The 18121-nt window shown below is 66.6% G+C and carries 27 protein-coding genes and 1 tRNA gene; 13 read left to right on the forward strand and 15 right to left on the reverse strand.

Annotation, left to right across the window (positions count from 1 at the left end; genetic code table 11):
- The 5 genes from CRO01_RS10320 to CRO01_RS10340 are packed head-to-tail and all read left to right on the forward strand — an operon-like array spanning position 1 to position 2883.
- A complete protein-coding gene (locus CRO01_RS10320; protein ID WP_097009040.1) occupies positions 1-504 on the forward strand; it encodes a DUF7287 family protein in 504 nt (167 codons plus the stop codon).
- 2 nt (positions 505-506) lie between these two features.
- Positions 507-1163 (forward strand): DUF7288 family protein, encoded by a 657-nt coding sequence (locus CRO01_RS10325; RefSeq protein WP_097009041.1) that lies wholly within the window; start codon positions 507-509, stop codon positions 1161-1163.
- A gap of 3 nt (positions 1164-1166) precedes the next feature.
- On the forward strand, positions 1167-1610 hold the full coding sequence (locus tag CRO01_RS10330; protein ID WP_097009042.1) for a DUF7261 family protein: 444 nt from the start codon (positions 1167-1169) through the stop codon (positions 1608-1610).
- Positions 1607-2098, forward strand: a complete 492-nt coding sequence (locus CRO01_RS10335) for a DUF7266 family protein (RefSeq protein ID WP_097009043.1) — start codon at positions 1607-1609, stop codon at positions 2096-2098. Before CRO01_RS10330 ends, CRO01_RS10335 begins: the two co-directional genes overlap by 4 nt.
- Positions 2095-2883: a DUF7289 family protein gene (locus CRO01_RS10340; RefSeq protein WP_097009044.1), complete on the forward strand. Its 789-nt coding sequence runs from the start codon at positions 2095-2097 to the stop codon at positions 2881-2883. Before CRO01_RS10335 ends, CRO01_RS10340 begins: the two co-directional genes overlap by 4 nt.
- Before the next feature lie 6 nt (positions 2884-2889).
- Here CRO01_RS10340 and CRO01_RS10345 read toward each other — a convergent pair whose 3' ends face one another.
- Positions 2890-4131 carry a HEAT repeat domain-containing protein gene (locus tag CRO01_RS10345; protein WP_097009045.1) on the reverse strand — a complete coding sequence of 414 codons (1242 nt, stop codon included), beginning with the start codon at positions 4129-4131 and terminating at the stop codon, positions 2890-2892.
- Between the two features lie 101 nt (positions 4132-4232).
- Complete coding sequence (locus CRO01_RS10350; RefSeq protein ID WP_097009046.1) at positions 4233-4961, reverse strand: protein sorting system archaetidylserine synthase; 729 nt, start codon at positions 4959-4961, stop codon at positions 4233-4235.
- Between the two features lie 92 nt (positions 4962-5053).
- Between CRO01_RS10350 and CRO01_RS10355 the strand changes: the two genes are divergently transcribed.
- The gene (locus CRO01_RS10355) at positions 5054-5479 is read left to right on the forward strand and encodes a plastocyanin/azurin family copper-binding protein (protein WP_097009047.1); all 426 of its coding nucleotides are present in this window, start codon (positions 5054-5056) and stop codon (positions 5477-5479) included.
- A gap of 86 nt (positions 5480-5565) precedes the next feature.
- Here CRO01_RS10355 and CRO01_RS10360 read toward each other — a convergent pair whose 3' ends face one another.
- The 4 genes from CRO01_RS10360 to CRO01_RS10375 are packed head-to-tail and all read right to left on the reverse strand — an operon-like array spanning position 5566 to position 8134.
- Positions 5566-6198, reverse strand: a complete 633-nt coding sequence (locus CRO01_RS10360; protein WP_097009048.1) for a 30S ribosomal protein S3ae — start codon at positions 6196-6198, stop codon at positions 5566-5568.
- Positions 6195-6467 (reverse strand): KEOPS complex subunit Pcc1, encoded by a 273-nt coding sequence (locus CRO01_RS10365; RefSeq protein ID WP_097009049.1) that lies wholly within the window; start codon positions 6465-6467, stop codon positions 6195-6197. The genes CRO01_RS10360 and CRO01_RS10365 overlap by 4 nt, the downstream gene beginning before the upstream one ends.
- Positions 6464-7666 carry an exonuclease RecJ gene (locus CRO01_RS10370; RefSeq protein ID WP_097009050.1) on the reverse strand — a complete coding sequence of 401 codons (1203 nt, stop codon included), beginning with the start codon at positions 7664-7666 and terminating at the stop codon, positions 6464-6466. The genes CRO01_RS10365 and CRO01_RS10370 overlap by 4 nt, the downstream gene beginning before the upstream one ends.
- Positions 7667-7672: 6 nt before the next feature.
- Positions 7673-8134: a 30S ribosomal protein S15 gene (locus CRO01_RS10375; RefSeq protein WP_097009051.1), complete on the reverse strand. Its 462-nt coding sequence runs from the start codon at positions 8132-8134 to the stop codon at positions 7673-7675.
- A gap of 305 nt (positions 8135-8439) precedes the next feature.
- On the opposite strand from CRO01_RS10375, the gene CRO01_RS10380 reads away from it, so the two are divergent.
- Positions 8440-8511: transfer RNA gene (locus CRO01_RS10380), tRNA-Ala, on the forward strand.
- A gap of 173 nt (positions 8512-8684) precedes the next feature.
- On the opposite strand, the gene CRO01_RS10385 is transcribed toward CRO01_RS10380, so the two are convergent.
- Positions 8685-10106, reverse strand: coding sequence for an FAD-dependent oxidoreductase (locus CRO01_RS10385; protein ID WP_097009052.1), 1422 nt, complete (start codon positions 10104-10106; stop codon positions 8685-8687).
- A 128-nt stretch (positions 10107-10234) separates the two neighbouring features.
- On the opposite strand from CRO01_RS10385, the gene surE reads away from it, so the two are divergent.
- Positions 10235-11029, forward strand: coding sequence for a 5'/3'-nucleotidase SurE (gene surE / locus CRO01_RS10390; protein WP_097009053.1), 795 nt, complete (start codon positions 10235-10237; stop codon positions 11027-11029).
- A gap of 27 nt (positions 11030-11056) precedes the next feature.
- On the opposite strand, the gene gvpM is transcribed toward surE, so the two are convergent.
- The 8 genes from gvpM to CRO01_RS10430 form a co-directional block, all read right to left on the reverse strand.
- Positions 11057-11560: a gas vesicle protein GvpM gene (gene gvpM / locus CRO01_RS17070; protein WP_097009054.1), complete on the reverse strand. Its 504-nt coding sequence runs from the start codon at positions 11558-11560 to the stop codon at positions 11057-11059.
- A gap of 6 nt (positions 11561-11566) precedes the next feature.
- Complete coding sequence (gene gvpL / locus CRO01_RS10400; RefSeq protein WP_097009055.1) at positions 11567-12445, reverse strand: gas vesicle protein GvpL; 879 nt, start codon at positions 12443-12445, stop codon at positions 11567-11569.
- A gap of 6 nt (positions 12446-12451) precedes the next feature.
- Positions 12452-12799 (reverse strand): gas vesicle protein K, encoded by a 348-nt coding sequence (locus tag CRO01_RS10405; RefSeq protein WP_097009056.1) that lies wholly within the window; start codon positions 12797-12799, stop codon positions 12452-12454.
- Between the two features lie 24 nt (positions 12800-12823).
- Entirely contained in the window at positions 12824-13285 is a 462-nt protein-coding gene (gene gvpJ, locus CRO01_RS10410; protein ID WP_259370016.1) for a gas vesicle protein GvpJ, read from the reverse strand.
- Positions 13286-13352: 67 nt separating this feature from the next.
- A complete protein-coding gene (locus tag CRO01_RS10415; protein WP_097009057.1) occupies positions 13353-14153 on the reverse strand; it encodes a hypothetical protein in 801 nt (266 codons plus the stop codon).
- The gene (locus CRO01_RS10420; protein ID WP_097009058.1) at positions 14150-14788 is read right to left on the reverse strand and encodes an Hsp20/alpha crystallin family protein; all 639 of its coding nucleotides are present in this window, start codon (positions 14786-14788) and stop codon (positions 14150-14152) included. Before CRO01_RS10420 ends, CRO01_RS10415 begins: the two co-directional genes overlap by 4 nt.
- Positions 14788-15042, reverse strand: coding sequence for a gas vesicle protein GvpG (gene gvpG / locus CRO01_RS10425; protein ID WP_097009059.1), 255 nt, complete (start codon positions 15040-15042; stop codon positions 14788-14790). Before gvpG ends, CRO01_RS10420 begins: the two co-directional genes overlap by 1 nt.
- A 2-nt stretch (positions 15043-15044) precedes the next feature.
- Positions 15045-15662 carry a GvpL/GvpF family gas vesicle protein gene (locus CRO01_RS10430; protein WP_097009184.1) on the reverse strand — a complete coding sequence of 206 codons (618 nt, stop codon included), beginning with the start codon at positions 15660-15662 and terminating at the stop codon, positions 15045-15047.
- Positions 15663-15840: 178 nt separating this feature from the next.
- On the opposite strand from CRO01_RS10430, the gene gvpA reads away from it, so the two are divergent.
- From gvpA to CRO01_RS10455, 5 genes are all read left to right on the forward strand, one after another.
- Complete coding sequence (gvpA, locus tag CRO01_RS10435) at positions 15841-16113, forward strand: gas vesicle protein GvpA (RefSeq protein ID WP_097009060.1); 273 nt, start codon at positions 15841-15843, stop codon at positions 16111-16113.
- Between the two features lie 35 nt (positions 16114-16148).
- Entirely contained in the window at positions 16149-16649 is a 501-nt protein-coding gene (gene gvpO, locus CRO01_RS10440; RefSeq protein WP_097009061.1) for a gas vesicle protein GvpO, halophile-type, read from the forward strand.
- A gap of 85 nt (positions 16650-16734) precedes the next feature.
- Positions 16735-17283, forward strand: coding sequence for an archaellin/type IV pilin N-terminal domain-containing protein (locus CRO01_RS10445; RefSeq protein ID WP_097009062.1), 549 nt, complete (start codon positions 16735-16737; stop codon positions 17281-17283).
- Between the two features lie 96 nt (positions 17284-17379).
- The gene (locus tag CRO01_RS10450) at positions 17380-17655 is read left to right on the forward strand and encodes a hypothetical protein (RefSeq protein ID WP_097009063.1); all 276 of its coding nucleotides are present in this window, start codon (positions 17380-17382) and stop codon (positions 17653-17655) included.
- Positions 17656-17731: 76 nt separating this feature from the next.
- Positions 17732-17962 carry a SelT/SelW/SelH family protein gene (locus tag CRO01_RS10455; protein WP_097009064.1) on the forward strand — a complete coding sequence of 77 codons (231 nt, stop codon included), beginning with the start codon at positions 17732-17734 and terminating at the stop codon, positions 17960-17962.
- The last annotated feature ends 159 nt before the right edge of the window (positions 17963-18121 follow it).

Consider the following 18121-nt stretch of genomic DNA (forward strand, 5'->3'; position numbering starts at 1 on the left):
ATGATCGGACAGCACTTTCGGATGGACGAGCTGGGCGGCGACGAGCGGGGCCAGACCGTGCAGGACTTCGCGGTCGGCATCAGCATCTTCCTGCTGGTCGTCGGCGCGGTGTTCCTGCTGTACCCCTCGCTGTTTACCCCCTACGAGCAGGCGATCGCCGACGAGAGTCCCGACAGTCAGGCGGATCGGATCGCCATGCTGGTCGCGGACAACGTCTCCGGCGACGAGGCGACCAACGAACTGACCGACGAGGAGATGTCGTACTGGCTCGACGCCGACGCCGACGCACTCCGGGAGGCCGTCGGCGTCTCCTCGTCGACGCACGTCAACATGACCGTGACGACGCTCGGGACCGACGAGGAGACGCCGATCGAATACGACGGAGCGGCTGCGGCAGCCGGTCCGGACGCGGTCGGACAGGATGCCTCTGTCGCGGCGCGAATCGTGACGACAAACGACGACGAGTGCGAGCCGGCCTGCCGGCTCGTCGTGAGGGTGTGGTGACGATGCGAGGCAGCGACGACCGCGGACAGGCCTACACGCTCGAAGGAATCATCGGCGCGATGGTCCTGTTGACCGCCGTGTTGATGGCGCTGAACTCGGCCGTGTTGCTTCCCTCGACCTCGGGGACGATCGACAGAGGCGTTCAGTCCGACGTTGGCCAGCAGGCGACGGACGTGCTCAAGATTGCCGACGAGCAGGGAAGCCTCTCCGAGACGCTCCGGTGCTGGGACACGACGAACGCGAGCTTCTACGGTGCGAACGGCGCCGACGGAACCTACGGCTACAGCAATCCGATGGACAACTCGCTGGGGACGATGCTCAACAAGACGTTCTCGGAGCGGTTCAACAGCTACAGTCTTCGAGCGAGCTATCGAACGGCCAGCGGCGTCGACGGCCGGGGGCTCGACATCGTCGAGCAGGGCAACGCGCTTCGGAAGTCGATCACCGTCACCCACACCGTCACGCTGTACGAGGATCAGAACCTGACGGCCTCGTGCAACGGCGGCGACGCCGACACCGGAGAAGGACTCCGGGAGGCGTACTACGGTGGCGACGGCACCCACGACCGGGAGGACGGCGACTACCCGATCCCGCCCGCAGCGCCCGAATCGAGTAATATCTACAACGTCGTCGAGGTGCGGCTGACGATTATCTGGTGAACTATGACAGGAACACGCTCCGATCGCGGCCAACTCGTCCTCGCGGGCGCGGTGTCGTTCGCGCTGATACTCATCGCTATCGCCATCGTGTTCTCGACGACGCTGTTTACCGCCAGCGTGGGGTCGAGCGGCACCGTCGAAGCGGTGTCGGACGGGCGCGGCGTCGAGCAGTCGGTCGAAAACACGACAGTTGAACTGCTCGAATGGGTCAACGACGACGTCGAAGCGAACAACGAGACCGCATTCAAAAATAACGTCTCGACGTACGGACAGCTGCTAGCGGAGAGCAACGCCGCGTCGGGGACGACGTTCGTCGGCATCGAGGTTACGAACACCTCGGCGTACGACGAATCAGACCCAGACGAGATTACGTGGGCGGAGGTCCGCATCGTCTACGAGACACCGTCGGTCCAACGAGAGAGCACAATCAACGTGAGCGCACCATGAGCGGGAAACGTTCGTTCAGCACCGACAGACGCGGCGTCTCGACGGCGCTGACCCACGTGCTGACTATCGGCATCACGACGATCCTGATCTCGGGACTGTTCATCGGCACCACGACGCTGCTCGAAAGTCAGAAAGACCGAGCGGCCTATCAGGAGATGGAGACCATCGGCGACCGGCTCGCGGCCGAGATCACCGCCGCCGATCAGGCGGCCGAGACGCCGTCGACGGGGCAGTCGACCGTCGTCGTCGACCATCCAAGCACCGTCGCCGGAAGCTCCTATCGCGTCCGACTCGCCAGCGATCCGGCCGTCTGTGATACGTGGGCACCAGACACCTGTCTGATACTCTCAGCGAGCCAAACGTCACAGGACGTAGAAGTCCCACTCCAGACATCGAACGCGATCTCCGAGACATCGGTTACCGGTGGGCGCGTTCGGATCACGTACAACCAGAGCGGGAGCCAACGGCTCACGCTGGAGGCAGCATGATCGGACCGGACCGCGAACAGGAGACGGCCGCCGATCGAGCAGTCAGCGACGTACTGGCGTTCACGCTGGTGTTCTCGATCATCATCACCTCGGTCGGACTCGTCTACGTGTTCGGGATGGGCGCGCTCGGTGACGCACAGGTCAGCGAGCAGAACCGAAACGCCGAGCGAGCGTTCGAGACGATCACCGTCAGCTTCAACGATCTGCAGGACGGCCGCGGAGAAGAGCGACTGAGCCAACTCAATCCGCGGGGAGGACGGATCAGCGTCGAGGAGTCTCCCACAGTGACAATCAGCGCCGGCGGGAGTGCGATCGTCGACGCCGACGGCGATCCGATCGCTGATCGCGCCGTCGGCTCGCTCAACTACGCTCACGAGGGAACGACGATCAGCTACGAACTCGGCGCGGCGTTCCGTGCGGACGAGGGCAACAGCGTGTTGATCCGGCCGCCCGAGTTCGTCTGTACGACCTCCGGAAGTGGATCGGATCGGGCCGTCCTCTCGTATCCGAATCTGGCGTCGACACAGCCGTCGTCAGTGTCGACGTCCTCGACGCTGCGCATTCGGGCGACCAGTGCCCCCGCAGTCGTGACTCGCTCGACGGCGAGCGACTTGACGATCGAAATCGAGGATTCGACCCACGCGGACGCTTGGGCGAGATATTTCGAGGACAACGGCTGGACTGACGTCGACGGTCCGTCCGGTAGTACAGGCGATGTCGAAGCGACGTGCGATACCGACGTGACGTACGTTCGCGAGACGGGAGTAGAAGTAGATCTACTGTAGCCGACGCTAGATTGCTTTTTCGGCTTCTGTCTGGACGAGGTAGGCCCGGTCGTCGCTGTACTCGCCGACCTCGTCGAGCGCGTCTTCGGTGCCGATCTGGACGAGCGCCCACGCGGCGCTGGCGCGAACGGTGTCGGAGTCGTCGTCTTCGAGCACGTCCGCCAACGGAGCGACTGCGCGGGTGTCGCCGATCATCCCGAGCGCGCGGGCCGCGCGGCTGCGGATCGACTCGTTGTCGGAGTCGAGTTTGTCGGCGACATCTTGGGTCGTCTCGTCGCTGCCGATCTCGCCCAGCGCCTTGAGAACGACCTTCTGGAGGCCGGGGTTGCCGTCGCCCTCGATGTACTCGACGAGCATGTCGGTCGGCTCGTCGCTGCCGATCTTGCCGAGGATCTGGATGGCGTCCTGATCGCGCTTCTGGGCGCGCTCCATCATCGGCTCGACGGCCTCCTCGGGGCCCATCCGACGGAGGGATTCGAGGCAGTGTTCCTCCATGAAATCGGAATCGAGCATGTCGAGCGCGAGCAGGATCTTGTCGACCTCCCCGCGCTTCTCGAACACCTTCAGGGCGTGCCACTCGGGTGGGTAGTCCTTGCGGTGGTCGAGCACGTCGTAGAACCCGTGGTGGTCGAGCTTCTCTCGAACCGAGAGGTCGCTCCACGTTTCTGCGTCCTCGACATCGGCGACCAGCGCTTCGGCGTCGTCGAGCAGCGCGTCGATCGTCTCGGCGTCGTCGTCGGGATCGAGCGCGGCGTCCTCGATGCCCTCTATCGCCGATTCGAGGGCAGCAGTCAGATCTTCGGTCTCCTCGCCGGCACGCTCGACGGACTGATCGAGCTGCTCGCCGGCGGCATCGAGAAAGTCGTCGACCGCGGTCGCCAGCTCAGCGGCGCCGGTCTCGGTCCACTCGCTGCTCTCGATCTCGTCGATGGCCGATTCGATCTCGGCGACGACATCCTCGTCGTAGGGGCCGCGGGCTTCTTCGAGCTGGTCTGCGAGATCGTCCTTCTCGGACTCGATCTCCTCTTCGGGCGGCTCCTCGTCCTCGTCGTCGGGCTCGGGAAGGTCGGCCGCTTCGAGGTCTGTCTCCAGCGCCTCGATCTCGGTTTCGACCTCGTCGAGGTCGGCTTCCGTCTCGGCATCGTCGAGCTGGGACTCGATCGCTTCGAGGCGCTCGCGAAGCGACTCGACGGTGATCTCTTCGTCGGCGCCGCCGTCTTGGGCGTCGCCGCTCTCCTCGTCGCTCATGCGGACACCTCCGGGAGCGCGCCGTCGGCTCCCGTTCGGGACGTCACGCCGCGCGGACTCGTGACCGAACTCATATACACGAACCTGTGTGTGTACGCCCCCTAAGCGTTTCCTTTCGACCCCACCAGCGGCGGGTCGGGAAGGCCGTCGCGCCAGTAGAATCGCGGGCCCAGTGTGAGGTACGCAAGCGCCAGCAGTAACAGCGCGAACGGGAACGAGCGGTTCGCCCACATCGGCAGCAAGACCGCGAGCGAGTGGGTGACGCCCATGATGAACGCGTCGCGGGCCAGCAGATCGGGGTATTCGATGGGCGAAACCATCAGGTAACAAAAGGCCGCGGTCACGGCGATCAGCACGCTCGGATCGGTCATCCCCGAGAGAACGGCCGCACTGAGGATCGTCGCGGCCAGCGTGGTTGGGACGCCCTCGGTGTACTCGTCGCGGGTGTCGTAGGCGGTGTACATCCCCAGTCGCAGCACGGCCATCGCGACGAACAGCGCGGGGACGCCGAGGAGCAGCGCTGCTCGTGGAGTTGCAGACGGGACGGCCACCGACCAGCCCTCCTGAACAGTAACGAACACCAGCACCGCCGGCGCCACCGCGAACGACGCGACATCGGCGAGCGAGTCGAGATACGGACCGGCGGCCGAGCTGCCGACGTGGCGCGCGACGACGCCGTCGAGTCCGTCGGCGACGGCCGCGAGCAACAGCAGTCGCGCACCCAGTTCGACATCCTCGGCGGTGATGACGACGGCGAGAAAGCCAAGCGCCGCGTTGGCGACGGTCACTGCGTCGGCGAGACTCACCCGGCCGACGAACCGTGGCTGCATGTGGTTCGGGAATGCCCAGGCGGGACTTACGTCTTTACATTCCTCGTGATCGAATCGCGGGGCATATAGTTCCGCGTTCCCGAGTTAGAGGCATGGAGCGTCGCGCGTACCTAGCCGCAGTCGGGAGCGCAACCGCAGTGGGACTGTCAGGCTGTACCGTCCTCGGGTTCGGGACCGACGGCGGCGGCGACTACGACATCGGCATGAGCGCGAACGCGTTCCGGCCGGACACCTACGAGGTGAGCGTCGGTGACACCGTCGTCTGGCGGAACACCAGTTCTCGCGGTCACTCGATCACGGCGTACGAGGACAACATACCCGAGGACGCCGAGTACTTCGCATCGGGCGGTCACGAGAGCCAGTCGGCCGCCGAGGACGCTTGGACGAACAGCCGCGACGGCAACATCCAGCGAGGCGACACGTTCGAGCACACCTTCGAGGTGCCGGGTGAGTACGGCTATTACTGTATTCCTCACGTCCCGCAGGGAATGGACGGGACGATCGTCGTCACCGAGTAACTCCGGACCGCAAATTTTCGCCCGGCAACTTCGGCGTCGCCACTGGCGAGGCGAGCGCTCGAAAAAGATCGGATCTGGGCTGTCGCTTAGACCTCGACGTCGTCGTCGACGTCGACGGAGGTCTCCTCTTCGGCGGCGACCTCCTCGGGTCGGGCTTCCAGCGTCGTCTTCTGGATCTCGACGCGGCGCAGCGGGTAGATCTCCTTGGCCTCGCCGTAGATCGCGCTGGAGAGGCGGCCGTCGACGATGCTGTCGATCAGCTGCTCGAAGGAGCGGTCCTCGGCGGACTCCTCGACCAGATCGATCATCGTGCGGCGGATCGCCTTCTCCTGGCTGGCGTCTGCCTTCTTGGTCGTGAAGGCGACGGGCTGGACCTGGACGCGGTAGTCGTCGGTCGTCAGCACCGTGACGTAGGCCTCGACCTTCGAGGCGCCTCGGCGGACGAGGCTGCGGAGGTAGTCGCGGGTGAGTTCGTGCTTGATGAACTCGGTGTAGGCCGCGTCGCTCCCGACGTCGTTGATCTTGAACGTCAGCTTGGTGTTGTTCTCGCTGGCCTCGCTACGGAGCTCGCCCAGCGTGGTCTCGATCGTGCGACCGTAGACCTTGTCCGGTTCGTCAGCGGGGGTCTCGCCCAGCTCCTCGCGGTCGAACTGCTCGGGAGCGTGGATAGTGTACCACCGCTTTTCCTGTGCCTGCTTCGATACGGATCGTTCGCTCATGGTTGTGTGTTGGTGTGTCGGTTGGCGTGCTGTGCGACTCGTCGCGCCACGGCTACGTTGACCACGTAGTCGTCGACGCTGGTCCTGAGTCCGCCGGTCGTCTCGCGCTCGATCGTCGTGACGACGGCCCCGTCGGCGTCGGACGAAGAATCCGTTTCCTCGTCCGTCTGCTCGACGCGCGTGTCCATCTCGTCGGTGTTGTCCGGTCGGATGGCGCGTGCGATCACCGTCGGATCGTCGAGTTCGGTTCGGATCGTCGCCCGTCTCATAGTGACCCCCGGAACGCGGCGATAAACGCCTTTGTGTCGCCCTCGAACCGGGCGTAGCCTCGCGTCGCGTCGCCGGCTGCTTCGCCGCCGACCTCGTCGACGGCTGCGGCGAGCGCGGCGGCCACGTCCGAATCGCCGGTGGCCGCGACGGCGGCCTCGTCGTTCGAGACGGCCATCGCAACCGGTTCGGGCGACCGGAAGTCGCGCAGGAGGCGTGCGATCGTCCTGACGGGGGCGTTCTCCCGCGACGCGTCGTTCACGTCGGCGGCGTCCACGCGCGCGACGAACAGGCCGTCGTACCGGCCGGTCGTCGCCTCGCGCACGCTTCGATGCGCGTTCGCGGCGCGAGCGCGCCAGGTGTCGAGCGCATCCGTGCGGGCGTCGTGGCCCAACGCGAGCGCGACGCCGGTGCCGGGCGCGTCGGCGGCGACGGCGTCGAGCACGTCGGCGTACCCCTCGACGGTCTCGAAGGGCGCGCTCTCGGGTGCCGCGTGGGGTCGGAGCGCGCGCTCGACCGCGTCGGCGGCGCGTTCGGGCGCCGCGTCGGTCTCTGTCGCGTCCAGCGCGAACAGCGACGCCACGCGTCGGCGGGCATCCTCGTCGAGTTCGGCGGGAAGCCCGAGTTCGGCGAGCGTCGCCTGCGCCGGTCCCGGATCGCCCGAGAACGACGCGTGGGCAAGCGTGGTATGGGCCAGCCCGTCCGCGAGATCGGCAGTCGGCGTCCCGACGCCGGGCCGTCGCTCGACGCCGGCGTCGCGCGCGGCATCGAGCACCGGTCCGGTCTCGCCCGCGCCGGGCGTCTCGCCCGCTGCGATCACGCCGGCAAGCGCGAGCACGGGATCGGGGTCGGCACCGAGTTCCCGCGCGGTCTCGAAGGCCGAGCGGCTCGCCGGACGGTCTGTACCGGGAAGCGAAAGCGCATCGGCACGCTCGACAGCGGTCGGCGCGAGGCCGATCGTCAGCGCCGTCGCGTCACCGTCGCCCGCTTCTATCCGGGCGTCGCTCTCGGAAGCGGTCTCGACGACGGCGACCTGAAACGGCCGCCCGATGTCGTCGAGCGCTCGCGCGAGGACGCCTGCGGCGGCCAGCGCGTCACCGTCGGCGCTCGCGAAGAGCCGAACGAACGGCGCGTCGCGGAGCGCGGCGGCGACGTCACTGACCGCGGGGGCGTCGAGGTCGGTACGACCGGCGGCGGACATTGGACTCTACAGGAGCTCCTTGGCTCGCTCGTAGGTGTACTTGAAGTCCTCGTCGAGGGCGTCGCCGCGGTAGTAATCGACCAGACGGCGGACCTTCGACTCGGTGTTCTGCAGGGCGCGCTTGTTCTGGTGGTCCTGAGGGTTCTCGTCGACGTGCTCGTTCAGGCGCACCGCGCGAGCGAGCAGGTTGCGCAGGTCCTCCGGCAGGTCGTTGCCGGCGTCGTTGTCGTCGAGAATCTCGGTGACCTTCTTCCCGGTTGCCAGCTTGACGTCCGGGACGGGCGTGCCTTTGACACCCTCGTCACGGAGCTTCTGCCCGATCTGGCTCGGGTCGTGGCCCTGTTCTGCAAGTTCGACGACGCGCTCTTCGACGGCGTCGTCGTCGACGTCGCTCCACTCCGGCGGCTCGTCTGCCGTGGGGTTGTCCGATCCGGACGACCCGCGACGGCCAGTATGCATTCGTGCCATGGTTTGAGGATAGGAACCGCACAGACCGCAGACGTAGTCCGGTCTCTATGGACCGGGCGCACTTCCGCAATCCCGAGCCGGGAGAAATCCCCGGCGAGTCAGATTTACGGCCGTGCTGTTCCCGACGGAGACTTGCGCGGACGCCGACTAAAGGATTTCGTAACGCTCGGCGTGCGACGCCGTCGTCAGGGCATGAGACGCGTTCTCGACCATCACTCGCCGTCTCAGTGTGTCACTCGATGACGTCCCGTCGTCTATTTCGAGGGGTTTATACCGGAGCGGCAGGTATCGACTACTGCGTTCGAGGGCTCGTAGATCAGCGGTAGATCATCCCCCTGGCACGGGGAAGGCCTCGGGTTCAAATCCCGACGAGTCCACTTCCTTCGCTCACTACGTTCGCTCAGTCGTGGACTCGTCGACCCTCGCGAATCCTTCGGATTCGCTCAGTCCCGACGAGTCCACATCGGATTTTTGACGGCCGATTCGGTTAGTGCCGCAGATCGGCTGCTGGCGCACGCCCGACCAACGACGCAATCCCGTGTCGGCGTCCTCAACGGTTCGGACCGACATCCTTGCCGAGCACCTTCGCCGCCGTCAGAATCGGGTCCCACGTGGTGTTGAACGGGGGCGCGTAGGCGAGATCGTAGTCAGAGAGGTCGTCGACGGTCGCACCTTCGGTTACCGCGGCGACGAGAGCGTGACTCCGATGGACGGCGCCCTCGCCGTACTCGGAGACGAGGCTGCCGCCGAGGACGCGCCCGGAGTCGCGGTCGGCGGTCAGCGTCACGGTGACGGTCCCGCCGTCGGGGTAGTAGCCCGCCCGGGACTTGGCGTCGATCGTCTTCGAGACTGGGTCGAAGCCCGCGTCTCGGGCTTCAGATTCGTCGAGGAGCCCAGTGCGTGCCGCCTCGACCTCGAACGCCTTGACCGCGGCCGTTCCCGCGACGCCGCCGCCCTCCGTCGGCGTCCCGGCGACCGTCTGGCCGATCGCTCTGCCGTGTCGGTTGGCGGTCAGCGCAAGCGGCACGTAGGTCGGATCGTCGGTGACGACGTGGCCGGCCTCGGCGCAGTCGCCGGCCGCGTAGATGTCATCCACGTTCGTCTCGCGGTACGCGTCGGCGGCGATGGCGCCCGTTTCGCCGAGTTCGACACCGGCGTCCTCGGCGAGGTCCGTCCGCGGCCGGACGCCAGTCCCGACCAGCACCATGTCGACGGGAACCCGCTCGTCGGTCGTCGCAATGGCTTCGACGCGATCGCCGCCGTCGAGCGATTCGACCTCGGCGCCGAGGTGAACCGAGACGGTCTGGTCGGCCAGGTGATCGAGCACGCGCTCGCTGGTCGCGTCGCTGAACTGCTTGAGGACGCGGTCGCCGCGCTGGAACAGATGCACTTCGAAGTCGTTGGCAGCCAGCGCTTCGGCCATCTCGACGCCGATGTAGCCGCCGCCGACGATCCCCACCGGGCCGTTGCAGGTTTCGAGAAACTGACAGGCCGGCCCGCGATCGGGCTGTTGGAGTTCTTCCTCGGTCCGCGCCCGGCTGACGTACTCCCGGAGCTCCTTGCCGTCGGACATCGAGCCGAGCGTGAACACGCCCTCGCGGTCGAGCCCGTCGATGGGTGGTGTGACGGCTGCCGCGCCGGTTGCGATGAGCAGGTGATCGTACTCGACGACGACCTCGCCGTCGTCGTTGCGAGCGGTGACGGTCCGGTCGTCGGGGTCGATATCGACGACGTCGTGGCCCGTCCGCAGGTCGATGTCGCGCTCCTCGCGGAACTCCTCGGGCGTGACCGAGACGAGCGAGTCGAGCGAGTCGATCTCGCCTTTGACGTAGTAGGGCAGGCCGCAGGCGCCGTAGGACACCCACTGCCCGCGCTCGAAGACGACGACCTCGAGGGAGGGATCGTCCCGCTTTGCTTTGCTCGCGGCCGACATCCCGGCGGCGTCACCGCCGACGACGACGAAGGTGGACATGGTCAGAACTGGTCGGCAGCGCTGATAAAACCGTCCCGGGAGTGTGCGGAGGTTGCAGCCGTGATCGTGGCGTCCGTGACTCGCCCGCGACCGGTGTGTTTTTCGCCGGGGCGTCCGACCGTCCGGGCATGGACGACTCCGAGGCGCCGGAAATCCTCCTGACCAACGACGACGGGATCGGGAGCGCCGGAATCGGCGCGCTCCACGACGCCTTAGACGAAATCGGGAACGTGACTGTCGTCGCGCCCGCGGACGACCAGAGTGCTGTCGGCCGGGCCATGTCGACGGAAGTCGGGATCGAGGAACACGAACGCGGCTACGCCATCGCGGGGACGCCGTCAGATTGCGTGGTCGCCGGGCTGGAAGCCATCGGCCCGTATCCCGACCTCGTCGTGTCGGGCTGCAACCGCGGCGCGAACCTCGGCGAGTACGTGCTCGGGCGCTCGGGGACGGTCAGCGCCGCAGTCGAGGCGGCCTTCTTCGGCATCCCGTCGATCGCCGTCTCGCTGTACGTGCCGACCGGCGATATGGAGTTTCACGAGATCGAAACCGACCGCGAGGACTACGCCGAGGCGGTCCGAGCGACGGAGTACCTCGTCGAGCACGCCACCGACGCCGGCGTCTTCGAGCAGGCCGATTACCTCAACGTGAACGCGCCGCTGCCCGGCGACGAGCCGGCGCCGATGACAGTCACGCGACCCTCCCACGTCTACGACATGGACGCGACCCACAACGGCGACACGATCACCCTCCACGACCGCATCTGGGACCGGATGGCCGAGGGAGATATCGAGGATCCGGAGGGGACCGACCGCCGCGCGGTCGTCGACGGGCGCGTGAGCGTCTCGCCGCTGACCGCGCCACACACCACCGAGCACCACGAAGCGCTCGATGAGATCGTCGAGTCGTACCCCGATCGCTGAACGGACGCAAACACCGCCGAGTGTCGGCTACTCTCTATCAGCGTCCGGCGCGTCGTTTTCTTCAGAGCCGCCGCCCACAGCGTCGCCCACGTCGAACTCGTCGATCCCACCGCCATCGTCGTCGAGACCGTCGAACACCTCAGCCCCCTCGGGTCGCCGCGAGACGCCGGGGCTGTCCGATCGGTCGGGACGGGCCGATCCGTCCGGCCGGTCGGACCGGTTCGGACGCCGTCCCGGCGGGGGCGCGTCGGGATCGCCGCCGGTTCCCGATTCCGGCCGCGGGACGAACTTCCCGCGGCGACTCGCCGCGCGCTGGTCGCCGACCGCCTGCGCTCGCGTCGCGGCGTCCCACTCCTCGAAGAAGCCGTGATCGCGCATCGTCGCCATCCCGGCGATCGCCGCCCGGAGGTTGATGCCGATCAGCGGAATGTCGGCGACGGTGACGATCACGTCGGCCTGCAGCATCGCGCCGTCCCGGAGGAGCACGTCGAGCAGGTCGACCACCGCGTCGTCGTCGCGGCTCGGTTCCACGCAGGGTCACCTCGTCCCCTCGTCGTGCGGATCTTCGGCGTCGTCGGGAGATTCGGCGGCGAACTCCGGGGCGAACGTGTAGGGCGGCCACGGACCGGTGAACTCGATCTCGACACCGGGGTTGGCGGCGACCTCGTCGAGCGCTGCGCCCAGCGCGTCGACCTCGGCGTCGCGGGCAAGCGCGGCGACGCGCTGGGCCGGCTGCTCGGCGGCGTCGACGCCGTCGAGCGTCGCGCGGCGGCGACCGAGCACCTCCGCTCGCTCGACGTGGGGGGCGATTCGACGCCGAAGCGCTTCGAGCAGTTCCTGTCGGTGTTCGCGGAGCCGTTTGCGCAGTTGCTGGTCGTACTGTTTCTCCAGCAAGAACGATGTGCCGGCGTCGGCCTGCTCGGTTCGAGCGCGCAGCGACCGGAGCTCCTCGTCTTCGGCAGCAAGCTCGTCGCCGAGCCGTTCTTCGTCGAGGTTCAGCGAGATGCGGTACTCCCAGCGGTTCGAGAGTTCGTCGAGATGCACGCGAGCGTCGGCTCGGACCTCGTCGAGCCACTGGCGGACCGTCCCGTCGTCGCCGGGCAGAATCGTGTGAAAGCGAAACGGGATCGGCGTGCCGAAGGCCTCGCCAGCCTCGTCGACGACACGCTGGTGGGCGAGCAGCCATCGCCTGACCTGCCGGGGATTGTCCGAATCGTACGTCGATTCGCAAGTGTGGACGACCGCGCCGACGCCGCCAGTTCTCACCAGTTCGGTGGTCGCACCGTCGAGGCCGTCGGCGGCGACGGCATCGTCGTCGGCGCCCTCGCCGACCGCCACGAGGCAGTAGAGGTACCGTCCCTCGTCGAACTCGGCGCCAGAATCTTCGCTCGGCTCTTCGTCGGTCGGATCGTGCATCGGTGATTACTCGCTCTGGTCGGGTGACATCGGTTGGTAGTCGGCAGTGTCATCCAACGGTCCCTGCTCGACGTCGAGCCCGCGGATGGCATCGCCGACGATGCCGTCGAGGTCGCCGCGGAGGCTGTCGACCTCCTCCTCGATTCCCTCCTCGCGTTTGATCCCTTCGACCTCGGCTTCGAGTTGGGCGAGTTGCTCGCCGAGGCGCTCGATCTCCTCGTCGGCGAGCCGGCCGCTTTCCATCCGGCGGACGGCCTCGCGCTCCATCGCCTCGATCAGGAGTTCGACGACGGTGAGCAGCAGGGCCATCAGCCCGGAGCGAGCCTGATCGCCGTCGACTGAGATCTCCGTCACCGCGCGCCCTCCGCGCTCGCGCGGTCACTCCTCGTTCGCATGTTCGTCCTCCTCGCTGTCCGAGGTTGTCTCGGTTTCGGCGTCCCGTTCGTCCGCGTCTGGAGCTTCGACTTCGGCGTCCTCCGTGACGCTCGCCGTCGGGACAGGGCCGACGTTGACATCGGCCGGACCGTCGTCGAACACCAGTTCCGAAAGCCGGGTTTGGTCCTCGTCGACGCCGTCGTCGGTCGTTACGGCGGGGACGCCGGTCTGTGCCTCGACGCGCCGGCGGTCGGTGCCGCTGGGAAACTCCAAGCCGTACTTCGCGGCCGTCTCGAACGACGCGAGCGCGGCCCGGATCTTGACGCCGATGAGTTCGGTGTCGCCGACGGTCACCGCGATGTCGGCGTTGATCACGACGCCCTTGTCCAGCAGCATCTCGACGACATCGGCCAGATCGCTCTTCCCCCGCGTCGGCTGGGGGCCCGTGGTCCCGCGTCGGCTCACAGCGGATCGCCCTCCGCTGCGGTCGGTACAGTTTCCGGTGCTGGGTCTGCCTGTCGTGTCATTCGTTTTACCTCCGTCTGTCGAACCGGTTGCCGTAGATGCGCGTCCTGCTCGGCGCGGTCGAGTACGGAGATCGCTTCGGGACCGTCGAGTGCTTGGTGGCGCTGCCGCCGACCTCCGGCCGGTCGGTCGGCATCGTCGAGTTCGCCGTCGGGTTCCGCGAGTTCGTGTCCTGCCTGTCGCGTTGGCGGCGCATCTGCTCGCGGTTCGTCTCGTACAGCTCTCGAAGCGCGTCGTGGGCTTCTAGCACCCCCTCGCGGAACTCGTCGACGGCGTCCATCGCTTTCTCTTGGATCGCGACTTGGTAGGCCTCGTCGGGGAGCTCCCCGAGGGCCCCCATCTCGCCGCCGAGGCTGCCGTCGTCGGCTCCGGCGATCGACCCGTCTTCGTCGCCAGTCGTATCGCCGCCGTCGTCAGTGCTGTCGAGCACATCGTCGGTGGCGTCTGTCACGGCTTTCGACTTCGAGACGAGATCGGTGAGGTCCGCGGCCGATGCCAACTCGCGGAAGTCGATCGCCTTCAACAGGGCGGCGTAGTCGACGGCTTCGCTGGCGTCTCGCCGCCTGATCGCTTCGGGCACGTCGCCGGCTTCGAGGGCCGCCAGCAAGTCGTCGGCGTCGACGGCGTCGGGGAGCTCCGACACGTCGATCGTCCCCACGAGATCGGCGGCTTCGTCGGCGGCGTCGTGGAGCGCGCGCAGTCGCCCGAGCACGCGACCCGGATCGTCGTCATCGGCGAGGCGGTCGAGCGACGCTTCGGCGCGGTCCACCAGCGCCGAGAGTCGGTCGGCGCGAGTCCGTTCTGTCATCGGCTGATCACCTCGTCGGGGTCTCCCGCGACGACGCTGTCGTCGATCCGAACTTCGAGGACGTAATTGTTGAGCGTCGCCTGCACGGCGGAGGCGTCCCAGCGTTCGATCGGGACGCGGGCGAGCGTCTCGCGCGGGGTCCTGACCACGAGCGTCCGACGATCGTCGGTGACACCGACCGTGATGTCGGATGCGTCGACGCCCGGGAGATTCGCAGTCACCACGACGGTCTCGCCGTCGTGGCGAACCGTCGTTAGGTGCTCGCCCGTAGCGTCGGCGACACGGCGGCGGTGCCGGTCGCGCGCACGCCCGGTGCGGGCGTCGCCGAGCGCCCCCACAGAGGCATCGATATCCACCGCGAATCGGGAGGGCCTATCGCGCGAGGTGCTCGCCGGCCGTCGGCCGCGACCGCGGTCGGAACGGACCTCGCGGCCGGATCGGCCGGCGCGCTCACTCGCCTCGTCGAGAAACTCCAGCAGCGTCCCGACGTAGCCGCCGATGTCGAGGTCGAACGGCCGGGTTGGTCCTTGACCCTCGCGGTCGCCGCCGCGCTGGTGATCGGACGTGTCGGACGCCTCGCGATCCGGTCGGTCGTCGGTGCGCCGGTCCTCCTCGTCGTTGCTGTCGTGTGGCATCAGCGTTTTACCTCGATCTTGCCGCTTGTCAGTTCGTCACGAACCTGTTCGGCCAGTTCGAGTTCGTCCTCCAGCTCCGCCTTGCGGCGTCGGTACTCCGATTCGGGGCGCTCGCCGATCTCGTAGAGCAGTTGGTTCTCCTTGAGCTCGTCCTGAATGCGGTCGATGTCGTACAGTTCCTCCAGCGCCATCGTCTGGAGGATGTCGAGCAGCGAGACGAACGGCCGGACGAGCAGGTCGTCGATCACGAGCATGGTCACTGCTGGGCGCCGATGCGGATGTCGACGAAATTGTAGGGTGCAAACGGGCCGGTGTACTGCACGACGGCGTCGTCGAGATCCCGTTCGAGTTCGCCGACGGCCTCATCGAAGGCGTCCCGGTCGGCGCGCTCGACGAGGTAGGCGTCGTTGACCAGCAGCCGATCGCTGAACAGGTCGTTTTCGACCACGTCGACGGCGGTCGGTTCGAGGCGATCCCGCGTGTCCGATCGCGCGCTCGCGCGATCGATGGTCGAGCCATTGGCAACCACTTTGACGCCGAGCTCGACCGTTCCCTCGACCTCATCGAGGGCGGTCTGAAAGGCCCGCCTGCCGCCACTGAGAACGTTCCGGAGCGTTCGCTCGTCGTTGAATGCCATGCCGAAACTCATCGGCACGACGGTTCGCTCGTCGAGGACGGCGCTCAGCACGCGATCGTGGGCCGTCATCGACTCGGTCGTCCGGTCTGGATCGGTCGTGTCGGCGTCGGAGACGACCGCGGACAGCCCGCCCGCTGTGACGGTGTACGCGCGCTCGGCGCCGCCGACTCCCTCCACGTCCAGTTCGAAGTCGGCTGCCGGAACGATGCCGTAGACGTACAGATGATCGCCTGTCATGAACTCCCCCGAGTCTGCGGCCGGGTCGATGCCTGCCGCGGCACTCCTCACGTCGGAGTGCGATGCCGGAGACAATAAACCGGGGCGTATATCGGCCGTATTATCTAAAATGCTCGTGTAATCGTATCCTGAACAACCCTCTTTAGGGAACCTGTGGAAGCCACGCCCGGAGAGAGAGATGGTACGCAAAGAGCCACAGGGATCGAGTCTGGTGGAGGTTCTCGATCGGATACTCGACAAGGGCGTCGTCATCGACGTATGGGCCCGAATTTCGGTCGTGGGGATCGAGCTGTTGACCGTCGAGGCTAGGGTCGTCGTCGCCTCGGTCGATACGTTCCTCCACTACGCCGAAGAGATCGCGAAGATCGAGCAGGCGGCCGAGCAGGAAGAACTGGAGGAAGTGGAAGTCGACGCACCACAGCACGCTCCGGAACAATCGACAGAAGACTGACCGCAGCCTGAGAGCGGACGACAACCACGAACGACATGGCAGAATCAGATACGGCAGTCGATGACGGGCAGTGTCGCGCCCTCACAGAGAGCGGCCAGCGGTGCTCGCGGCCCGCGGACGACGACGGGTTCTGCTACCAGCACGACGGCTCCGATCCGACGGTCGACGACGAACGCGGCGACGACACGACCATGAGTTCCAACACGGACGACGCCGACGACGGGAACGAATCGGACGAGACACAGTCCGGGGACGCCGACGCTGATCTCCGGGACGCCCGCGAGACGGCAAAGCAGGTCGCGGACGAGTTCATCGACGATCCGTTCGACGGCATCATCGAGATCACGCGCGACGATGCCGACGGCGACTGGCGGGTGGTCCTCGAAGTGATCGAGCGCCGATCGATCCCCGACACGCAGGACATCCTCGGCCGCTACGAGGTGTCGGTCGGTCCCAGCGGCGATCTCGGCGGCTATCGGCTCACGGGGCGCTATCGCCGAGGAAACGTCTCCGACGAGCAGTCGCCGGAGCCGTGAGTTCCGGCGCTTTGCTCGTTCGTTTAACGCAATAAAATCGGTGTATTTTTGTCATACATAACGGAGCGTTTACACGACAACGGAGATGCTCCCGAAGCCACAGCGGCCTGCGGACTCGCGCGGCCAGACCGGCGTCGAGACGCTCGTAGTGTTCATAGCGACGGTGATCGTGGCCGCGATCGCGGCGGCGCTGCTTTTGAACACGGTGCTGGCGCTCCAGTCGCAGGCCATCGCCACCAGCGAGGAGAGCATCGAGCAGGTCACGGAACGCGTACAGGTCGTCACGGCGTTCGGCGAGGTCGACGACGGCCGAATTGAAACCGTCACTTTGCGCGTGCGCACGGCGCCCGGCGCGGAGTCGATCGATCTGTCCGCAGCGTCCGTCCAGACAGTCGGTGACGGCGTCGATCCGAACTGGTCTGTCGGCGTCGTCGGCTCCGATCGGTCGGTGCTGACCGACGGCAGCGAACTCGGCTACGTTCACGTCTACGGTGAGTCCGGCCTCCCGGCCGACAGGGGACTGACGCCGGGAGAGCGCGTCACAGTTCGAATCACCACGGGCGCGGGCGCGACGACCGTATACGTCGTGAACGTTCCCGACACGCTGGCCGGACAGAGCGTCGTCGAGGTGTAAGTGGCCGCCGCTCAGCGGCACGAAATCGTCGGTGCGACCGGTCGTGCGACCGAAACTGTTTTATTTGCGCCCGAAGGGCTGTGACAGACGAACACGATGGACGCCCGACTACGCACGCTGGCGACGCTCTATCAGGCGTCGCCGGCCCGAACGACGTTGTTCACCTTCCTTCCGGTTATACTGGCTATCACGCTGGTCGTCGGCGCCATCGCGTCATCGGCGTCGCTGACGGTTGCGCTGCCGGCGGCTGGCGGGTTGGTCGCCTACGCTGCGATGACGACGCGCTATCACGCCGCGGCGCTCCGGCGACACCGTCTCACAGTGCTGTCGATCGCAGCTGAAGCCGACGATCGAGGCGGTCCGCAGGAGTAGCGCGCTGGTCTGGGTAGCGGGGATCTGAGTGCTTTTCGGCGGCGCTTTTTTGTCAGTGCGGGCGAGATAGTCGGCTATGACGACGGTCGACATCGAATACTGCGTTCCCTGTGGTCACCTCGATCGCGCACAGGACCTCCAGCGAGCGATTCTACAGGCGCTGGGTCGAGAGATCGAGGCCGTCACACTACGAACCGGGACCGGCGGCGTGTTCCGCGTCGACGTCGACGGGGAGACGATTTTCGACATCGCCGAGGACGAGTTCGACATCGATCGGATCGTCCGTGATGTCCGGCAACGCTCCTGACGAGTCGTACAGGTGATAGTTCCGGCGCCACAGACGCGTGGTAGCAACTGACGGCCAACGGGGCCACGACGAACTCGATTTTGAAGAACAGTAACGTTCTTTCCTTTGGATTTTGCCGGTGTTCGAAGACCTTCACAATAGTTCCTTGCCAATGGATAG

Source organism: Natronoarchaeum philippinense (assembly GCF_900215575.1).
Taxonomy (GTDB): domain Archaea; phylum Halobacteriota; class Halobacteria; order Halobacteriales; family Natronoarchaeaceae; genus Natronoarchaeum; species Natronoarchaeum philippinense.

Bases quoted from the DNA above. Each gene is read 5' to 3' on its own strand.
- CRO01_RS10320 (WP_097009040.1), top strand. From the start codon at position 1: ATGATCGGACAGCACTTTCGGATGGACGAGCTGGGCGGCGACGAGCGG.
- CRO01_RS10325 (WP_097009041.1), top strand. From the start codon at position 507: ATGCGAGGCAGCGACGACCGCGGACAGGCCTACACGCTCGAAGGAATC.
- CRO01_RS10330 (WP_097009042.1), top strand. From the start codon at position 1,167: ATGACAGGAACACGCTCCGATCGCGGCCAACTCGTCCTCGCGGGCGCG.
- CRO01_RS10335 (WP_097009043.1), top strand. From the start codon at position 1,607: ATGAGCGGGAAACGTTCGTTCAGCACCGACAGACGCGGCGTCTCGACG.
- CRO01_RS10340 (WP_097009044.1), top strand. From the start codon at position 2,095: ATGATCGGACCGGACCGCGAACAGGAGACGGCCGCCGATCGAGCAGTC.
- CRO01_RS10345 (WP_097009045.1), bottom strand. From the start codon at position 4,131: ATGAGCGACGAGGAGAGCGGCGACGCCCAAGACGGCGGCGCCGACGAA.
- CRO01_RS10350 (WP_097009046.1), bottom strand. From the start codon at position 4,961: ATGCAGCCACGGTTCGTCGGCCGGGTGAGTCTCGCCGACGCAGTGACC.
- CRO01_RS10355 (WP_097009047.1), top strand. From the start codon at position 5,054: ATGGAGCGTCGCGCGTACCTAGCCGCAGTCGGGAGCGCAACCGCAGTG.
- CRO01_RS10360 (WP_097009048.1), bottom strand. From the start codon at position 6,198: ATGAGCGAACGATCCGTATCGAAGCAGGCACAGGAAAAGCGGTGGTAC.
- CRO01_RS10365 (WP_097009049.1), bottom strand. From the start codon at position 6,467: ATGAGACGGGCGACGATCCGAACCGAACTCGACGATCCGACGGTGATC.
- CRO01_RS10370 (WP_097009050.1), bottom strand. From the start codon at position 7,666: ATGTCCGCCGCCGGTCGTACCGACCTCGACGCCCCCGCGGTCAGTGAC.
- CRO01_RS10375 (WP_097009051.1), bottom strand. From the start codon at position 8,134: ATGGCACGAATGCATACTGGCCGTCGCGGGTCGTCCGGATCGGACAAC.
- CRO01_RS10385 (WP_097009052.1), bottom strand. From the start codon at position 10,106: ATGTCCACCTTCGTCGTCGTCGGCGGTGACGCCGCCGGGATGTCGGCC.
- surE (WP_097009053.1), top strand. From the start codon at position 10,235: ATGGACGACTCCGAGGCGCCGGAAATCCTCCTGACCAACGACGACGGG.
- gvpL (WP_097009055.1), bottom strand. From the start codon at position 12,445: ATGCACGATCCGACCGACGAAGAGCCGAGCGAAGATTCTGGCGCCGAG.
- CRO01_RS10415 (WP_097009057.1), bottom strand. From the start codon at position 14,153: ATGACAGAACGGACTCGCGCCGACCGACTCTCGGCGCTGGTGGACCGC.
- CRO01_RS10420 (WP_097009058.1), bottom strand. From the start codon at position 14,788: ATGCCACACGACAGCAACGACGAGGAGGACCGGCGCACCGACGACCGA.
- gvpG (WP_097009059.1), bottom strand. From the start codon at position 15,042: ATGCTCGTGATCGACGACCTGCTCGTCCGGCCGTTCGTCTCGCTGCTC.
- CRO01_RS10430 (WP_097009184.1), bottom strand. From the start codon at position 15,662: ATGACAGGCGATCATCTGTACGTCTACGGCATCGTTCCGGCAGCCGAC.
- gvpA (WP_097009060.1), top strand. From the start codon at position 15,841: ATGGTACGCAAAGAGCCACAGGGATCGAGTCTGGTGGAGGTTCTCGAT.
- gvpO (WP_097009061.1), top strand. From the start codon at position 16,149: ATGGCAGAATCAGATACGGCAGTCGATGACGGGCAGTGTCGCGCCCTC.
- CRO01_RS10445 (WP_097009062.1), top strand. From the start codon at position 16,735: ATGCTCCCGAAGCCACAGCGGCCTGCGGACTCGCGCGGCCAGACCGGC.
- CRO01_RS10450 (WP_097009063.1), top strand. From the start codon at position 17,380: ATGGACGCCCGACTACGCACGCTGGCGACGCTCTATCAGGCGTCGCCG.
- CRO01_RS10455 (WP_097009064.1), top strand. From the start codon at position 17,732: ATGACGACGGTCGACATCGAATACTGCGTTCCCTGTGGTCACCTCGAT.